Source organism: Rhabdaerophilum sp. SD176 (assembly GCF_030143245.1).
Taxonomy (GTDB): domain Bacteria; phylum Pseudomonadota; class Alphaproteobacteria; order Rhizobiales; family Beijerinckiaceae; genus Rhabdaerophilum.
The window spans coordinates 276,148-291,017 of sequence record NZ_JARJNS010000003.1; the positions used below are offsets into that span (position 1 = coordinate 276,148).

At 64.4% G+C, this 14,870-nt stretch carries 13 protein-coding genes; 5 read left to right on the forward strand and 8 right to left on the reverse strand.

Annotated features, from left to right (window positions below; translation table 11 throughout):
- Nucleotides 1-13 precede the first annotated feature (13 nt).
- Entirely contained in the window at nt 14-1,309 is a 1,296-nt protein-coding gene (locus P0652_RS07995; protein ID WP_284178260.1) for an amidase, read from the forward strand.
- Between the two features lie 4 nt (nt 1,310-1,313).
- On the opposite strand, the gene P0652_RS08000 is transcribed toward P0652_RS07995, so the two are convergent.
- The 5 genes from P0652_RS08000 to P0652_RS08020 are packed head-to-tail and all read right to left on the reverse strand — an operon-like array spanning nt 1,314 to nt 6,903.
- Nucleotides 1,314-2,297 (reverse strand): ABC transporter ATP-binding protein, encoded by a 984-nt coding sequence (locus P0652_RS08000; RefSeq protein WP_284178261.1) that lies wholly within the window; start codon nt 2,295-2,297, stop codon nt 1,314-1,316.
- Entirely contained in the window at nt 2,290-3,300 is a 1,011-nt protein-coding gene (locus tag P0652_RS08005; protein WP_284178262.1) for an ABC transporter ATP-binding protein, read from the reverse strand. Before P0652_RS08005 ends, P0652_RS08000 begins: the two co-directional genes overlap by 8 nt.
- Nucleotides 3,300-4,262 (reverse strand): ABC transporter permease, encoded by a 963-nt coding sequence (locus tag P0652_RS08010; RefSeq protein ID WP_284178263.1) that lies wholly within the window; start codon nt 4,260-4,262, stop codon nt 3,300-3,302. The genes P0652_RS08005 and P0652_RS08010 overlap by 1 nt, the downstream gene beginning before the upstream one ends.
- Before the next feature lie 2 nt (nt 4,263-4,264).
- Nucleotides 4,265-5,251 (reverse strand): ABC transporter permease, encoded by a 987-nt coding sequence (locus tag P0652_RS08015; protein ID WP_284178264.1) that lies wholly within the window; start codon nt 5,249-5,251, stop codon nt 4,265-4,267.
- A 56-nt stretch (nt 5,252-5,307) separates the two neighbouring features.
- Complete coding sequence (locus P0652_RS08020; protein WP_284178265.1) at nt 5,308-6,903, reverse strand: ABC transporter substrate-binding protein; 1,596 nt, start codon at nt 6,901-6,903, stop codon at nt 5,308-5,310.
- Nucleotides 6,904-7,263: 360 nt separating this feature from the next.
- Here P0652_RS08020 and P0652_RS08025 point away from each other — a divergent pair, with 360 nt between their 5' ends.
- The 3 genes from P0652_RS08025 to P0652_RS08035 are packed head-to-tail and all read left to right on the forward strand — an operon-like array spanning nt 7,264 to nt 9,734.
- Nucleotides 7,264-8,049 (forward strand): SDR family oxidoreductase, encoded by a 786-nt coding sequence (locus P0652_RS08025; protein ID WP_284178266.1) that lies wholly within the window; start codon nt 7,264-7,266, stop codon nt 8,047-8,049.
- A gap of 33 nt (nt 8,050-8,082) precedes the next feature.
- Nucleotides 8,083-8,802, forward strand: a complete 720-nt coding sequence (locus P0652_RS08030) for a ribonuclease activity regulator RraA (RefSeq protein WP_284178571.1) — start codon at nt 8,083-8,085, stop codon at nt 8,800-8,802.
- On the forward strand, nt 8,799-9,734 hold the full coding sequence (locus tag P0652_RS08035) for a dihydrodipicolinate synthase family protein (protein WP_284178267.1): 936 nt from the start codon (nt 8,799-8,801) through the stop codon (nt 9,732-9,734). The genes P0652_RS08030 and P0652_RS08035 overlap by 4 nt, the downstream gene beginning before the upstream one ends.
- Before the next feature lie 6 nt (nt 9,735-9,740).
- On the opposite strand, the gene P0652_RS08040 is transcribed toward P0652_RS08035, so the two are convergent.
- The 3 genes from P0652_RS08040 to P0652_RS08050 all read right to left on the reverse strand — a co-directional run bounded on the left by P0652_RS08040 (nt 9,741) and on the right by P0652_RS08050 (nt 13,783).
- Nucleotides 9,741-10,898 carry a GNAT family N-acetyltransferase gene (locus tag P0652_RS08040; protein WP_284178268.1) on the reverse strand — a complete coding sequence of 386 codons (1,158 nt, stop codon included), beginning with the start codon at nt 10,896-10,898 and terminating at the stop codon, nt 9,741-9,743.
- Nucleotides 10,895-11,890, reverse strand: a complete 996-nt coding sequence (locus tag P0652_RS08045; RefSeq protein WP_284178269.1) for a sterol desaturase family protein — start codon at nt 11,888-11,890, stop codon at nt 10,895-10,897. Before P0652_RS08045 ends, P0652_RS08040 begins: the two co-directional genes overlap by 4 nt.
- A 210-nt stretch (nt 11,891-12,100) precedes the next feature.
- A complete protein-coding gene (locus tag P0652_RS08050; RefSeq protein WP_284178270.1) occupies nt 12,101-13,783 on the reverse strand; it encodes a methyl-accepting chemotaxis protein in 1,683 nt (560 codons plus the stop codon).
- Nucleotides 13,784-13,966: 183 nt separating this feature from the next.
- On the opposite strand from P0652_RS08050, the gene P0652_RS08055 reads away from it, so the two are divergent.
- Nucleotides 13,967-14,866 (forward strand): VOC family protein, encoded by a 900-nt coding sequence (locus tag P0652_RS08055; RefSeq protein WP_284178271.1) that lies wholly within the window; start codon nt 13,967-13,969, stop codon nt 14,864-14,866.
- Nucleotides 14,867-14,870: the final 4 nt, after the last annotated feature.

Here is a 14,870-nt window from a genome sequence, read left to right on the forward strand (position 1 = left end):
CCGAGCAGGTCCGATGTCGAGCCCCCTTCACCGCGAGCGCCTTGAACAGAAACTTGCGGCCGCCGCGGAACCGCGCGCACGCCATCTCTTCACACGGCTCCTGCCAGACAGTGCCCGTGCCGAGGCCGATGCCGCGGACCTGCGCCGCAAGGCCGGAATCGCGCTTGGCCCGCTCGATGGCCGGATCATCTCGATCAAGGACCTGTTCGACATGGCCGGGCAGGTCACAACCGCCGGCTCCGTCATCCTGAAGGACAACGCGCCCGCCGGTTCCGATGCGCCGACGGTGGCCGCCCTGCGGCGCGCCGGCGCCATCCTCATCGGCCGGACCAATATGAGCGAATTCGCCTTTTCCGGCATCGGGCTGAACCCGCATTACGGGACACCGGGCAATGCGGTTGATCCCGCCCGCGTGCCCGGTGGCTCGACATCTGGCGGCGCGGTTTCCGTTGCGCTCGGTCTGGCCGATCTCACCCTCGGCACAGATACCGGTGGCTCCACCCGCATTCCCGCCGCCTTTAACGGGATTGTCGGCTTCAAGCCGACCAGCAGCCGCGTTTCAAAGGCCGGTGCGTTCCCGCTCTCCTACACGCTCGATTCCATCGGTCCTCTGGGGCCGGATGTCGCGACCTGCGCCGCCATGGATGCAATCCTCGCCGGAGCCGACCCCGAGTCCTTGCCGGACGTTTCGGTTATGGGCCTGCGGCTCGGCATCCCGCGCGGGCTCCTGTTCGAGGAAACCGAGCCGGCCGTGGCAGATGCCTTCGAAGAAGCCATAAGCCGGCTCAGTGAATTCGGTGCGCATATGCGCGAACTGTCGATTGATGATCTTGTTCTTGCCATGCGCGGTGTTCTTGCCGGCGCACCGATTGCCGCCTGCGAGGCCGCCGAAATCCACCACGAATGGCTCCAGAGCCGGGCCGCGGATTTCGACGCGCGGGTCCTTGCGCGGATCCGGCCGGGCGCCAGTATATCCGCGCCCGCTTACATCACTGCGCTGCGCGAGCGCGACCGGCTCAAGGGCGAGTTCGCTCGCCGAATCGCCCCCTTCGATGCGCTTATCCTGCCAACCTGCGCGCTTCAGGCTCCGGTCATCGCCGCTTTGGAAGCCGATCCGGAACTGTTCGCCCGCAAGAACGTGCTGGCCTTGCGCAATACCAGCCCGGCCAATTTCTTCGATTGCCCGGCGCTTTCCCTGCCCTTGCCCGTCTCCGGCCTGCCGGTCGGGTTGATGCTGCTCGGCGCGCCGATGCAGGACCGGCGGCTCTTGGCCCTTGGCGCAGCGGTCGAAGCCACCCTCAGGCCCTGAGCCGTCAGGAGAGCGGCGGGCTGCTGGCCATTGCCTGGCCTTTCGCGGCATGGCAGGCCACCGAGCCGTCAAAGCCCGGCACTTCGCGCATGCAGATCTCCATCGCCAGCGGGCAGCGCGGGTGGAAAGTGCAGCCGGAAGGCGGGTTGATCGGGCTCGGCACCTCACCCTGCACGGGCACCCGGTCCCGGCCGATCTGCTCGAGATCCGGCACCGCATCAATCAGCAGCCGCGTGTAGGGATGGCGCGGCGCGGCAAAAAGCGCCTCCGTCTCCTGCACTTCAACCAGGCGGCCGAGATACATCACGCCAATCCGGTGGGCCATGTGCCGGACCACCGCGAGATTATGCGAGATGAAGAGATAGGTCAGGCCCAGCCTTTCCTGCAGATCGCGCATCAGATTGAGGATCTGCGCCTGCACCGACACATCGAGCGCAGAAGTCGGTTCGTCACAGACCAGGAATTGCGGTTCCGATGAGAGGGCTCGTGCGATCGCAACACGCTGCCGCTGGCCACCGGAAAACTGGTGCGGATACTTCTCGCCGTCGAGCGGGGAGAGACCGACCAACGTGAGCAGATCGGCAACGCGGGCCGCCCGCGCGGCCGGGTCGGCCGGGTGGTTCAACGCTTCCATCGGCTCGGCGATGATATCGCGGATCCGCCAGCGCGGATTGAGGCTCGCATAGGGATCCTGGAAAATCATCTGGATCGCGCCGGGTCGAACCCGCGCGCCGCCCATCGAGGCCGAAAAATGCACCGCACCTTCGCTGGGCGGCAGCAGGCCGACCACCATCTTGGCAACGGTGGATTTGCCGGAACCGGATTCGCCGACGAGAGCAAAAGTCTCGCCCGGGCGGATCTCGAAGGACACTTCGTCCACGGCCCGCAGGAATTGAGGTTTCTCGCGCGCGATGACCCGTTCAAGCCACGGTTTCGAAACATCGAAAAGCCGGCGAACATTCTCGACACGGAGCACGGGCTCAACCATGGGACGCACTCCGCTCGACCTGCGCTTCATGCAGCCAGCACCGCGCTGATGTGGCGCCGACGGGCACCAGCGGAGGAACGGCTTCGGCGCATTTCCCGATCGCCTCGGTGCAGCGCGGTCGGAACGCACAGCCTGCCGGAATGGCGTTGAGCCGCGGCATCGCACCGGAAATCTGCGTCAGCCGCTGAACCTTCGCGCCGAGGGCGGGAATGGCCCCCATCAACCCTGTGGCATAGGGATGCTTCGGCTGGCGGATCACATCCGCAACCGGGCCGATCTCGACGATCCGGCCAGCATACATTACCGCCACCCGGTCGGCGGTCTCGGCGATCACGCCCATATCATGCGTGATCAGCATGACGGAGGTCCCGCGCGTCCGGCAGAGACGCTTGAGCAAGGTAATGATCTGTGCCTGCACCGAGACATCAAGGGCCGTGGTTGGTTCGTCTGCAATGATAAGATCCGGTTCGGCCGCCAGCGCCAACGCGATCACCACACGCTGCCGCATGCCACCGGAGAATTCATGCGGATAGGCATCGATCCGGCTCTCCGGCGCGGGAATGCCGACTTCGGTCAACAGGGCCAGGGCGCGAGCCCGCGCTTCCGCCTTGCTGACCGGCATATGCGTGAGAACGGTTTCGGCAATCTGGTCGCCCACCCGGAAGAGCGGGTTGAGCGAGGTCAGCGGATCCTGGAAGATCATGCCGATCCGCCGCCCGCGGATTTTCCGCAGGCCGTCATGGCCGATATTGTCAATCCGCTGGCCCTTGAGCCAGATTTCGCCGCCCGAAAGCCGGCCAGGCTTGTCGATCAACCCGATGATCGCCGTTCCGGTCAGGGACTTGCCGGCGCCGGATTCGCCGACGACGCCGAGCACTTCGCCGCGGGCAATATCGAAAGAGATCTCGTTCAGCGCCCGCAGCACGCCGCGCCGCGTCACGAATTCGAGGCTGAGATTGCGGACCGAGAGAACTGGCTCCATTGCAGTGTCGCCCGTCGCCATCACTGCAGCCTCGGGTTAAGCGCATCGCGCAGCCAATCGCCCAGCATGTTGATCGCGAGGGCAAGGATCACCAGCGTCATCGCCGGGAAAAACAGGATCCACCATTCGCCGGAAAACAGGAATTGCTGGCCAATCCGGATCAGCGTGCCAAGCGAAGGCTGGGTCGGCGGCATGCCGACGCCGAGGAAGGAGAGGGTGGCTTCCTCGATGATCGCGAGCGCCAGGTTGATCGTTGCGATCACCAGCACCGGCCCCATCACGTTCGGCAGGATATGGCGGACCATGATGACGAGCGGCGAGCGCCCGATCACGCGGGCGGCCTGCACGTATTCCTTGCCTTTTTCGATCAGCGTCGAGCCGCGCACCGTGCGCGCATATTGCGCCCAGTTCGAAAGCCCGATCGCGACAATCAGCAGGATCAGCGTCGCCCCCTCCTGCTGCGCGGGTGGAATGATGCCGCGGGCGACACCGAAGACCAGCAACGCGATCAGGATGGCCGGGAAGGAAAGCTGGATATCGGCGACGCGCATGATCACAGCCTCTGTCCGGCCACCGAGATAGCCGGCCATCAGCCCGAGAAACACACCGATCGTCGCCGAGAACAGCACCGAGGCCGCACCGACCAGGAGCGAGACCCGCGTTCCGTAAAGTACGGCGGAATACATGTCCCGGCCCTGCGGATCGGTGCCGAAGATGAAGCTCTTGCCGGTGAATTCATTGGCCGTGCCCGGCTTGGTCATCCCCTCCATGAGGTTCAGTTCGGCCGGGTTGAACGGGTTCTGCGTCGAGATGAGCGGCGCCAGCAAAGCTGCGCCGATCATCACGACAGACACCACGAAGGAGACCATCGCCACCGGCGAACTTTTGAAGGCGAAGAACAGGTCGCTGTCGAGAAAGCGTGCGAAAGCAGAACGGCGGTCGATCCCATCATCGGGCGTGGCGGGGGAGGGCATGTCGGCCATGGTCAATGTCCTTTCGCCACGCGGCGCCCGGAGCGCAGGCGCGGATCGAGGATGAAATAGAGGAGATCCACCGTCAGGTTCACGATGACGAAGACGGCGGCCACGAACATCAGATAGGCCGACATGACCGGCACATCGGCGAATTGCACGGCGTTGACGAACAGCGCGCCGAGGCCCGGCCACTGGAACACCGTCTCTGTGACGATGGCGAAGGCAATCACCGAGCCGAGTTGCAGGCCGGCAATGGTGACCACGGGAATGAGCGTGTTGCGCAGGGCATGGCGCAATTCAATGGAGCGGTCGGCAATGCCGCGCGCCCGGGCAAAGCGGATGAAATCGGCCCGCATCACTTCCAGCATCTCTGCGCGGACAAGGCGCATGATCAGCGTCAGCTGGAAGAAGCCCAGCGTGAGGACCGGCAGGATAAGGGATTTCCGCCCGGATTCCGTAAGCAGCCCGGTGCTCCACCAGCCAAGTCGGACAACATCCCCCCGACCGAACGAGGGCAGCCAGCGTAATTCGACCGCGAAGATGTAGATCAACCCGATCCCGATGAGGAAGGTCGGCAGCGACACGCCGATCAGCGAGGTTGTCATGATCACATTGCTGACGAAGCCGGTCCGATTGATGGCGGCATAGACGCCGAGCAGCACGCCAAGCCCGGTGGCGAAGATGGCGGAAAGCACGGCGAGTTCCAGCGTGGCGGGCAGGCGCTCCTTGATCAGGTCCGACACCTTGCGGCCCTGCCGGTAGGAGACGCCGAACTCACCCTGCGCGGCGTTGCCGAGAAAGCGAGCGAACTGGATCGGCCAGGGATCGTTAAGGCCGAGCCTTTCGGTCAGTTCCTGTCGGTCCTGCTGGGTCGCTTCCTGGCCGAGCATGTTGACGACGGGGTCGCCCACGAAGCGGAACATGGAAAAAGCGATGAACGCGACCGTGACCAGGACGAGCACGCCCTGGGCCAGCGAGCGGATGGCGAAAGCAAACATGAGACTCTCAAAAAACGGCGCGGCTCACCCGGGGCGAGCCGCGCCTGTCCGCAGGATTAGCTGCGCTTGAACGAGATCATCTTCAGCTTCGGCTGGTTCGACACATCGACCGGGATATCGAGGTCGCTCTTCATGCCATAGGCAAGGGTCTGGTGATGCAGCGGGATGTAGACGACATCCTTGTGCAGGACCGACCAGATCTTGGCGATGGTCGCGTTGCGCTTGGCGAGGTCGGTTTCCGCCGAGAGCGTCTGGATCATCGCATCGACTTCCGGATTGGTGTAGCGCGTCGCGTTCCAGCTGCCGCGGCTGCCGGCGCGGGTATGATAGAGGAACGAGAAGATATAGTCCGAGTCGAAGGTCGGAACGCCCCAGCCCAGAAGGTAGAAATCCGTCTGCGGCGGCTGCTTCTGGATCAGCGTGAAGTGGATCGACTTCGACTGGCTGACAAGGTTCACCTTGATCCCGATCTGGCCCCACATGCCCACGGCGGCCTGGCAGATGGCTTCGTCGTTGACATAGCGGTCATTCGGGCAATGCAGCGTCACGGAGAAGCCGTTCGGATAGCCAGCATCCGCCATCAGCTTCTTGGCAGCAGCGACATCGACTTTCGGCGGTGTGTCGAGTTCCTTCGTCCAGCCATTGACGAAGGGCGGGGCGATCACGCCGGTCGGCACGGACTCACCGCGCATCACGACGCGCTGGATGGCCTGGCGGTTGACCACCATGTTCATGGCCTGGCGGACGCGGACATCCGCGAACGGGTTTTTGCCCTCGACATTGTCCGAGGTCAGGTCCTTGTCGCCGATATTGAAGCCGAAGAAGATCGTGCGGTTCTCGGGGCCGGAATTGACGCGCAGCTTCGTATCCTTGCGGAGGCGCTCGATATCCTGCACCGGCAGGTCCTGCACAAAATCCACCTCGCCCGAAAGCAGGGCGGCGACGCGGGTCGCATCGGCCTTGATCGGCGTGTAGACGACTTCCGTGATTTCCAGCGGAACCTGGCTCTTGCCCCAGTAATTGTCGTTGCGCTTCAGCACGGTCTTCACGTCCGGCTCGCGGCTCACAAGCGTGAAGGCGCCGGTGCCGTTCGCATTGCGGACCGCAAAATTCTCTTCCTTGTTCTTGAAGTCCTGGACCTTCGTGACGTTGTTCTTCTCGGACCAGCCCTTGTCCATCATGAAGAGGTCGCCGAGATTGTTCGGCAGCAGCGGGTTCGGCGCCTTGGTCTTGATATGGACCGTATGCGCGTCGACCTTGGTGACCTTCTCGACCGAGGTCAGCAGGCCTTTCATGTCCGAGGTCGGCTGCATGGCGCGCTCGAGCGAGAACACCACGTCATCCGCGTCGAAATCGGCACCGTCATGGAACTTCACGCCGGTGCGCAGCTTGAATTCCCAGACTGTCGGATCAGACGTCACCTTCCACGAGGTCGCGAGCGCCGGCATCTGCTTGCCGGTATGGTCGCGGATGATCAGCGGCTCGTAGATCTGGTGGCTGAGCGTATGCGTCGGCCCTTCGTTCTGGGCATGCGGATCGAGGGTCAGCGAATCCCCCGAGCGGGCCCATTTGAGCGTGCGGGCTTCGGCCACGCCGACTGCGAAGGTCGAGGCGATGAGCGCAAGCCACAGCGATTTGCGGAACGTCGTCATGATGGTCTCCCCTGGACAACCCGGCTGGGCCGGGACATTCGGGCCACCGGGGATTTTGTTGTTGTCCCGGCAGCGGATGGCAAAAGACTAGACACGGGTTTTCATTCTGGCAATCGCCATGCCAGTGCCGTGTCAAAATGCGCGCTTCCCGGCAGGGTTGAGGCGGTTTCGTCTGCAACAACCGGTCTTGCGGGCTCATGATCCGGCAATTTTGGCCGGAATTGATTGATTCCCGCAACGAAAGGCGCGCCCCGCGGGCACCAATGCCCGCGCGGATTTCGCGTTTTGCCCTTTCCGGCGGCACTGCCTGCCCGCTAGAAAGGCAGAAAGCCGTTACGGCGGAATAAGGAAGGATGTTCCATGGATCTGGGATTGAAGGGCAAGGTGGCTCTGGTCACCGCGGCCTCGGGCGGCCTTGGCGCCGCCATTGCCGAAGTGTTGGCGGAGGAAGGCGCCCGCGTGGCGATCACGGGCACGAAGGCAGACAAGCTTGAGGCCACGGCGGCAGCGATCCGCGCAAAGGGCGGCGAAGTGCTGCCGCTCGTCTGGGATCTGGCCGATCTCGACCGGATCGAGCCCGCCATTGCGGAGATCGAGGCGAAGCTGGGCCCGATCGATATTCTGGTGAACAATACCGGCGGCCCGCCGCCCTCGCCGGCAGCCGGGCAGTCGATCGCAACCTGGCAGGCGCATTTCCAGTCCATGGTGCTCTGCGTGCTGGCCATCACGGACCGGGTGCTGCCGGGCATGCGACAGCGCGGCTGGGGGCGGATCCTCACCTCGACCTCGATGGGTGTCGTGGCACCGATTCCCAATCTCGGCATGTCGAACACGCTCCGTGCCTCGCTCGTCGGCTGGTCCAAGACACTGAGCCGCGAGGTCGCGCGGGACGGGATTACCGTCAACGTGCTCGCGCCCGGCCGCATCCTCACCGACCGCGTCCGCTCGATCGATGCCGGCCAGGCCAAGCGCGAAGGGCGCCCCGTCGAGGAGGTCTCGGCCGCCAGCCAGGCGACGATCCCCGTTGGCCGCTACGGCGACCCGCGCGAATTCGCCGATATGGCTGTCTTCCTTGCCTCTCCGCGCGCCTCCTACGTCACCGGCTCGGTCATCCGGGTTGATGGCGGCGCGCTCCCCAACATCTGAATGTCAGGAAACCCGATGTCCGTTACGTTCGACATGCCGGCCGTGAAGCCGCTCGCGGCCGAGATCCGCACGGCCCTTGCCGCCATCACCACGGCCACCCTCACCACGATCCTGCTCAAGAAGGGCCTGCGCAATGTCTGGCTGCGCGGTGCCATGCCGATCCGCACCGGCCAGCCGCGCCTTGTCGGCCGCGCCTTCACGCTGCGCTTCGTGCCGGCGCGCGAGGATCTCGCCACGCCGGAAAGCTGGTCCTCGCCGATCTCCACCCGTGGCGCCATCGAGGCCATGCCGGAAGGTGTGATCGCCGTGGTGGATTCGATGGGCGTGCAGGATGCCGGGATTTTCGGGGATATCCTCTGCGCCCGGATGCAGCACCGCAAGGTGACGGCCCTCATCACGGACGGCGTCGTCCGGGATCTCGCCGGCGTGCTCGGCACGGGCCTCCCGGTCTGGTGCAGCGGTGCCGCGGCACCGCCTTCCGTGGCCGGTCTGACCTTCGTCGACTGGCAGCGCCCGATCGGCTGCGGCGGCGTCGCCATCTTCCCGAATGATGTCATCGTGGCCGATGATGACGGCGCGGTGCTGATCCCCGAGGCGCTGGTCGAGGCCATCGTGCCGCTCGCCGTCGAGCAGGAGCGGATGGAAGCCTGGATCATGGACGAGGTGAACAGGGGCATCCCGCTGCCGGGGCTCTACCCGATGAATGCCGAGACCAAGGCGCGCTACGAGGCCACGAAAGGGAGGGGCGAATGATCTCCCATGAGGCCTTCACGGGGGTCTTTCCCATCGCGCCGACGCCGTTCCTGCCCGGCGGCGAGATCGACTGGGCCAGCCTCGAACGGCTGCTCGCCCATTACCTCGCCGTCGGTTCCGAGGGCGTGACCATCCTCGGCATCATGGGCGAGGCACCCAAGCTCGAAGCGGCTGAATCGCTCGAGATGCTTCGCCGGACGGTGGCGGTGATGGCTGGCCGGCCGATCATTGTCGGCGTTTCCGCGCCCGGTTTCGCGGCCATGCGGGCGCTCGCGCGCGAAGCGGTCGAGGCCGGGGCAGCTGCGGTCATGATCGCGCCGCCGAACACGCTCCGCACCGATGACCAGATCGTCGGCTATTATGCCGATGCCGTGCAGGCGATCGGCCGCGACATCCCCTTCGTGATCCAGGATTACCCGCTGATCACCAATGTCGTCATGACGCCGGGGGTCATCCGCCGCATCATCACCGACAATCCCTCCTGCGTGATGCTCAAGGCAGAGGACTGGCCCGGCCTCGAGAAGATCAGCACCCTGCGCAAATGGCAGGCAGAGGGCAGTCTGAGGCCTGTCTCGATCATGACGGCCAATGGTGGTCTCTTTCTCGATTTCGAGATGGATCGCGGCGCTGACGGCTCCAATACCGGCTATGCCTTCCCGGAAATGCTGGTGGATATCGTCCGGCTCGCCAAGGCCGGGCATCGTGATGCCGCGCATGATCTGTTCGATGCCCATCTGCCCCTGCTGCGTTACGAGCAACAGCCGGGTGTCGGCCTCGCCGTGCGGAAATACGTGCTGATGCGCCGGGGCCTGCTGACCTCGGACGCCCAGCGGCGCCCCGCCGGTGCGCTTTCGGCAGCAGCGCGCGAGGAGGTTGAATACCTGCTCGCCCGTCTGGCCCGGCATGATCCGCGTGCGGCGCTTCCGGCCTGAGCGGCTTCAGGCGGCCCGGGCGCCTGCGCGGCGCTCGGCCAGCTCGGCCCGGCAGGTCCGGATGAACCGCACCAGCCTGTCGGTGGTCAGGGCTGCCGTCCCGACGAGGGAGGCCGCACCGGCCATCGAGGTCAGGGTCACCGTTTCCGAGGCGAAGCGTGACTTGAAATCCTCCGCGCCGCAGAGGAAATCGACCAGATCCAGCCCGTTATCGAAGGCCCAGCGGATATAGTCGACCATCAGGACCATGCCTGGCGAGCCCTTCTCGACGGCAGGGTCATAGGTGGTCACGAAAGCCATCATCTTCTTGCCGTCGACAAAGTTGATTGAGATCGCGATGGTTTCGCCATCTCGCTCGAGGACGAAGATCCGCAACTGGCCGGCCCGGCGGAGGGTGTCGACCAGCGCGCTCAGAAGCGGTGCATCCTGGTCGAAAAGCGGTGCCTCGAGGCCCATTTTCTCCAGCCAGGCGCGCTTGAGGGCAGCAAGGCGGGTCAGCACGGGCTCGATCTCGGCATCCGGAGGCAGCAGCCTGAACCGGAGTTCTGCCCCCTCCGAGAGATAGGCCATGCCGCGCCGGTAATTCTGGCGGGTCTTCTTGTTCTGCGCATTGAACCAGGCTTCGCCATCAGCATGGAGGCCGACCACGCGGAGGCTCATTTCGCTGCGATGATTGGGCATCAGGACCGGGCGCTCGCCCGAGGTCAGCAGCGCATGGGCGCGCGCATCCGGGAGAAGCCGGTTCAGCAGGATGAGATCATAGCCGCGCTGCCGGCTCACAGCATTCCAAAGGGCACCAGCCACATCCGCTGACGCGGCGGGGTGGACAAGCATGTCGCAGTAATCGGCATGGTCACGCGCGGCCCATTCGAGAAGACGCAATCCGCGATGGCGATGGATCGCCAGCGGCAGGATGCCGACAAGGATCGGCCCGTCCCACGCGGTGGCAATCATCAACTGCCGGGTCTCCCGATCGGCAATGTGCAACCACCAGCTTGCGATCCAGCCATGGCTCTGGAAGATCAGGGCGCCGCAGGCGGCCCAGAGCTGCTGCCAGTCCGGCTCGAGCGCAGAAAGCGCCTCTGCCGTACTGACGATCTCCACCCGGATTCCGGTGGATGACGCGGCGGCAGCCTCATTTGCAATCCGGAAGGGTGCATTCATACCGAAGGCTCCTTGGCCGGTTCCACGGCCTTCCGCCCGCGGTCGAGCCGAAGCCACCGCAGGATATGTCCGCCCATCCTGATGATCGGAAGGACCCACAGGCCGAAGAGCGACTGGTATTCCCGGCTCTCCCGTTCCATCAGGCCGAAGGTGAAACTCTCGTCCTTTTCCGGCACGGCCAGCGTCCCGAACCAGCGATCCCAGAAACTGAAAAGCAGGCCGAAATTCTTGTCGTAATGCCGGGGATCGGCGCTGTGATGCAGCTGGTGGTAATGGGGGCACAGGACGATGCTGTTCAGCGCGCCGAAGGAGATCTTGAGATGCGTGTGCCGCACGAAATCCATCATGAGGATATTGCGGATCACATAGACATTGACGCCAAAGACCGTGGCTTCGACCGGGTTGAGCGAGGCGAGCGTCCAGAGGCCGAAGAAGAAGCCGGCGATGACGCCGTCCCAGGCGCGGTTCATCAACTCGTCCAGCGGATGGACGCGATCCTTGGTGATCCCGACCATCACTTCCGCGGAATGATGCACCTTGTGCAATTCCCACATGAAGGGGAATTTATGCTGCGCCCAGTGATAGGTGTAATAGGAGATGTCATAGGCGAGCAGCATCGTGATCGTGAAGATCACGATGGTCAGTGGGCCGGGCTGTCCGAACAGCGGTTCGGTGATACCGAATGCACCGCCGAGCGTCTGGTGGGTCGCATAGCCCATCGCCCCGACGAAAACCGCGCCTGCCGGGAACATCAGGAAGGGCGTGATCGCCCGTTTCGTGATCCAGAACAGGAGATCCGCTTTCGCCGAGGGGTGGGTGATGATTTCGTGCGGGATAAGGAACTCGAAGAATTCCCGGAAGGACCGCTTTTCAATGGTTCTGAAATAGACATAGAGCGCCGAGCCCAGAGCCGTCGCCAGCAGCAGGCCGGAGACAATGAGGTTCTCGGTCGAAAGGCGCGCAATGATTTTCGCCGTTACGAAGTCGAGCATGGGAATTCGGATTCCGGTTGCGGAAAACTCCGCGTCGCGCCGGAGTGTCGCCCCCATCTCCTAACAAATGGCTTTTTCCACCACGCCAAACGCGCTCGATCACGCCCTGGTGAACGCATCTGCCGGGGGGAACGGGATTGTTTTGATCGAAACGGTTGATAGTCCGCTACCAGGCGGGCATGCGCCCGCCACGCCATCGCAGAGGGCGGCTCAGGCCGCGCGGATCTGGCCGAGGAAGCGGTCCATCTCGCTCTTGATGTCGGCCGCCGCTTCGGAGAGCTGGCTGGCCGATTGAAGGACCTGCATCGCCGCGCTGCCATTCTGGTCCGCTGCATCCGAAACGCCGGAAATGTTGCTGGTGACCTGCTGCGTCCGTTCGGCGGCATGGATCACGCCATCGGCGATGCCCTCGCTGGCGCGGCGCTGGTTTTCGACGGCCAGCGAGACATCCCCCGCGATCCGGCGCATTTCCTCGATCGTGGTGCCGATAGCTTCCACCGCCGCGATGGAATCCCGGGTCACGCTCTGCACATGGGCAATGTTGGCACCGATCTCCGCCGTTGCGCGCGTTGTCTGGGTGGCCAGCTCCTTCACTTCGCTGGCCACCACCGCGAAGCCTCTCCCCGCTTCACCGGCGCGGGCGGCCTCGATCGTGGCATTGAGCGCAAGAAGGTTCGTCTGGCTCGCGATGGAGTTGATGAGATCGACCACCTGGCCGATCGCTGAAACGGCCTGCGCCAGTTCGGAGAACTTGCCGGCGGTGGCTGCGCTGAGATCAGAGGCCTGCGCCGAAACCTCGCTCGCTTTCGTCATGCCGGACGCGATTCCGCCGATCGCCTGCGCGAGTTCCCGGCCGGATTCCGCCAGCGAATCCACGGTGGCGGACATCTCCGTCGAAGCCTCTGTCACCACCTCGGCCTGACGCGCCGTTTCCTCGGCGCCGGTCGACAGGGTGGCGGCAGCGTTGTGAAGCTGGCTCGACGTGGAGGCCAGCGTGTTCACGCGGGCAAGCGCGTTGCTCTCGAAAGTGGCGATCGCCGCCTCGAGCTGGCGCTGGCGTTCGGCCCGTGCAGCCAGTTCGTCCTGTTCGGCGCGGCGCAGATCGGACCGTTCGGCCTGCATCTGGCGGAAGCCCTCGACAGCCTTGGCGATGTTGCCGAGCTCATCTTTCCGGTGATCATGCGAGACGCTGAAATCTGTCTCGCCGCGGCCAATCCGGCTGATATCGCTTGCAAGATCCGTGAACGGCCGCGCGATGACACGGTTGGTCCAGACCAGCAGGGCGAGGACGACGGCACAGGCCGCAAACATTGTCGCCCATTGCGCCGCGCTGATGATCCGGGCGATGGCGGTCAGGCTCTGGTCCATTTCCACCATGCGTGTCTGGTAAGCCGATGCAAGGGCCTCCAGCGCCTTGTTGAAGGCAGTCCGCGTCGCGCGGTTGGCATCGTTGTCGCCGATCTCCCGCGCCGCCTTGGAACCGTGCGCCCGGGCTGCGGCCACGAGTTGCGTCCGCAGTTCCGTGAAGGTCCGGCCCTGCTTTTCCAGCTCTGCGAAACTCGACCGGTCGACATCGGTCACGAGGTCCTTCCACTCGGTCATCGTGGACTGGAGCGTCGCCAATTGCTTCTCGAGGCCGCCACCGAATTGCTGGATGCGTTTCGGATCGTCGGTCATGTAGAGCCCGCGCGATTCCATCACCACCGCATAGACGAGAGCATTGGCCTTCTCGATCAGGGCCTGTTTCCGGAGCGTGTCGCGAATCTCGGCGGTCGTCTCGGTGCGGAACGTGTTCTCGATCCAGATGCTGCCTGCAAGCAGGCAGCAGAGCAGCCCAAGAGCCGCGATCGACCCCTGCAGCGAGAGGAACAGCCGGTTTCCGAATGCATGCATGGCGGGATCCTGTTCGAAGGAAGGCCCATCATTCTTTTGATGATGATCGTGTATATTTGGTAACTGTGATCACAAATATGCATGTTTTCTGTGCAGCCTGTCCTTGGCGCGTCAACCTCGGATTGCCCTTGTGCAAAGCCTCGGGAAGCCCATCTTTCCGGAAGGGACCAAAAAGGGATGGCGATGACGCGCAGGTTCGGGTTGCACCATGTCACGATGCTGTCGACCGACCCGGTCGAGACGCTCCGCTTCTACCGCGAGGTGGTGCGACTGCATCTCGTCAAGCGGACCGTGAACTTCGATGCGCCGGATATCCACCATCTCTACTTCGGCGATGCGGGCGGGCGCCCTGGCACCCTGCTCACCTTCTTCCCCTTTACTGATGCCGCGCGGGGGCATGTTGGCGGCGGGGCCGCTGCCGCCATCTCGTTGGCCATCCCCGCCGAAGACATGGAGACGTGGATCCTGCACCTCGTCGAGCAGGGTGTGGATACGCTCGGTCCGACGGAGCGCTTCGGCGAGTCGGTGTTGCGCTTCGAGGATCCTTTCGGTCTCGCGCTGGATCTGATCGGCCGGGAGGGCATCGGCGCGGCCACACATCCGGTTCTCGCCGGGGCGACGCTGCTCTCGCAGGCGCCGGCCGCAACCGAGGCGTTGCTCGTCCGGTTGATGGGTTTCGAGCTGGCGGGCGAGGAGCGCGGCCTCCGCCGCTTCGTCGTCCCCGGAACCGGGGAGTCGCTCGATCTCGCCCGGGAAGGCGCGGCCTCGCCGGTCGAGACAGGCGCCGGCATTGTCCATCACCTCGCGTTCCGGGTGCCCGACGAAGCCGGCCTCGGGGAAATCCGCGCCGAGCTTGTTGCTTGGGGCCTCGATCCGACGCCGGTGCTCGACCGGCGGTATTTCCGCTCGGTCTATGTGCGCGAACCTGGCGGCATCCTGTTCGAATTCGCGACCGACCCGCCGGGATTCGCTGTCGACGAGCCGCCGGAACGGCTCGGGACCAGCCTGCAACTGCCGCCGGAATTCGAACCCAGGCGGGCCGACATCGAGCGCCGCCTCGCGCCGCTCACCCCTGCCGGATAGGAGA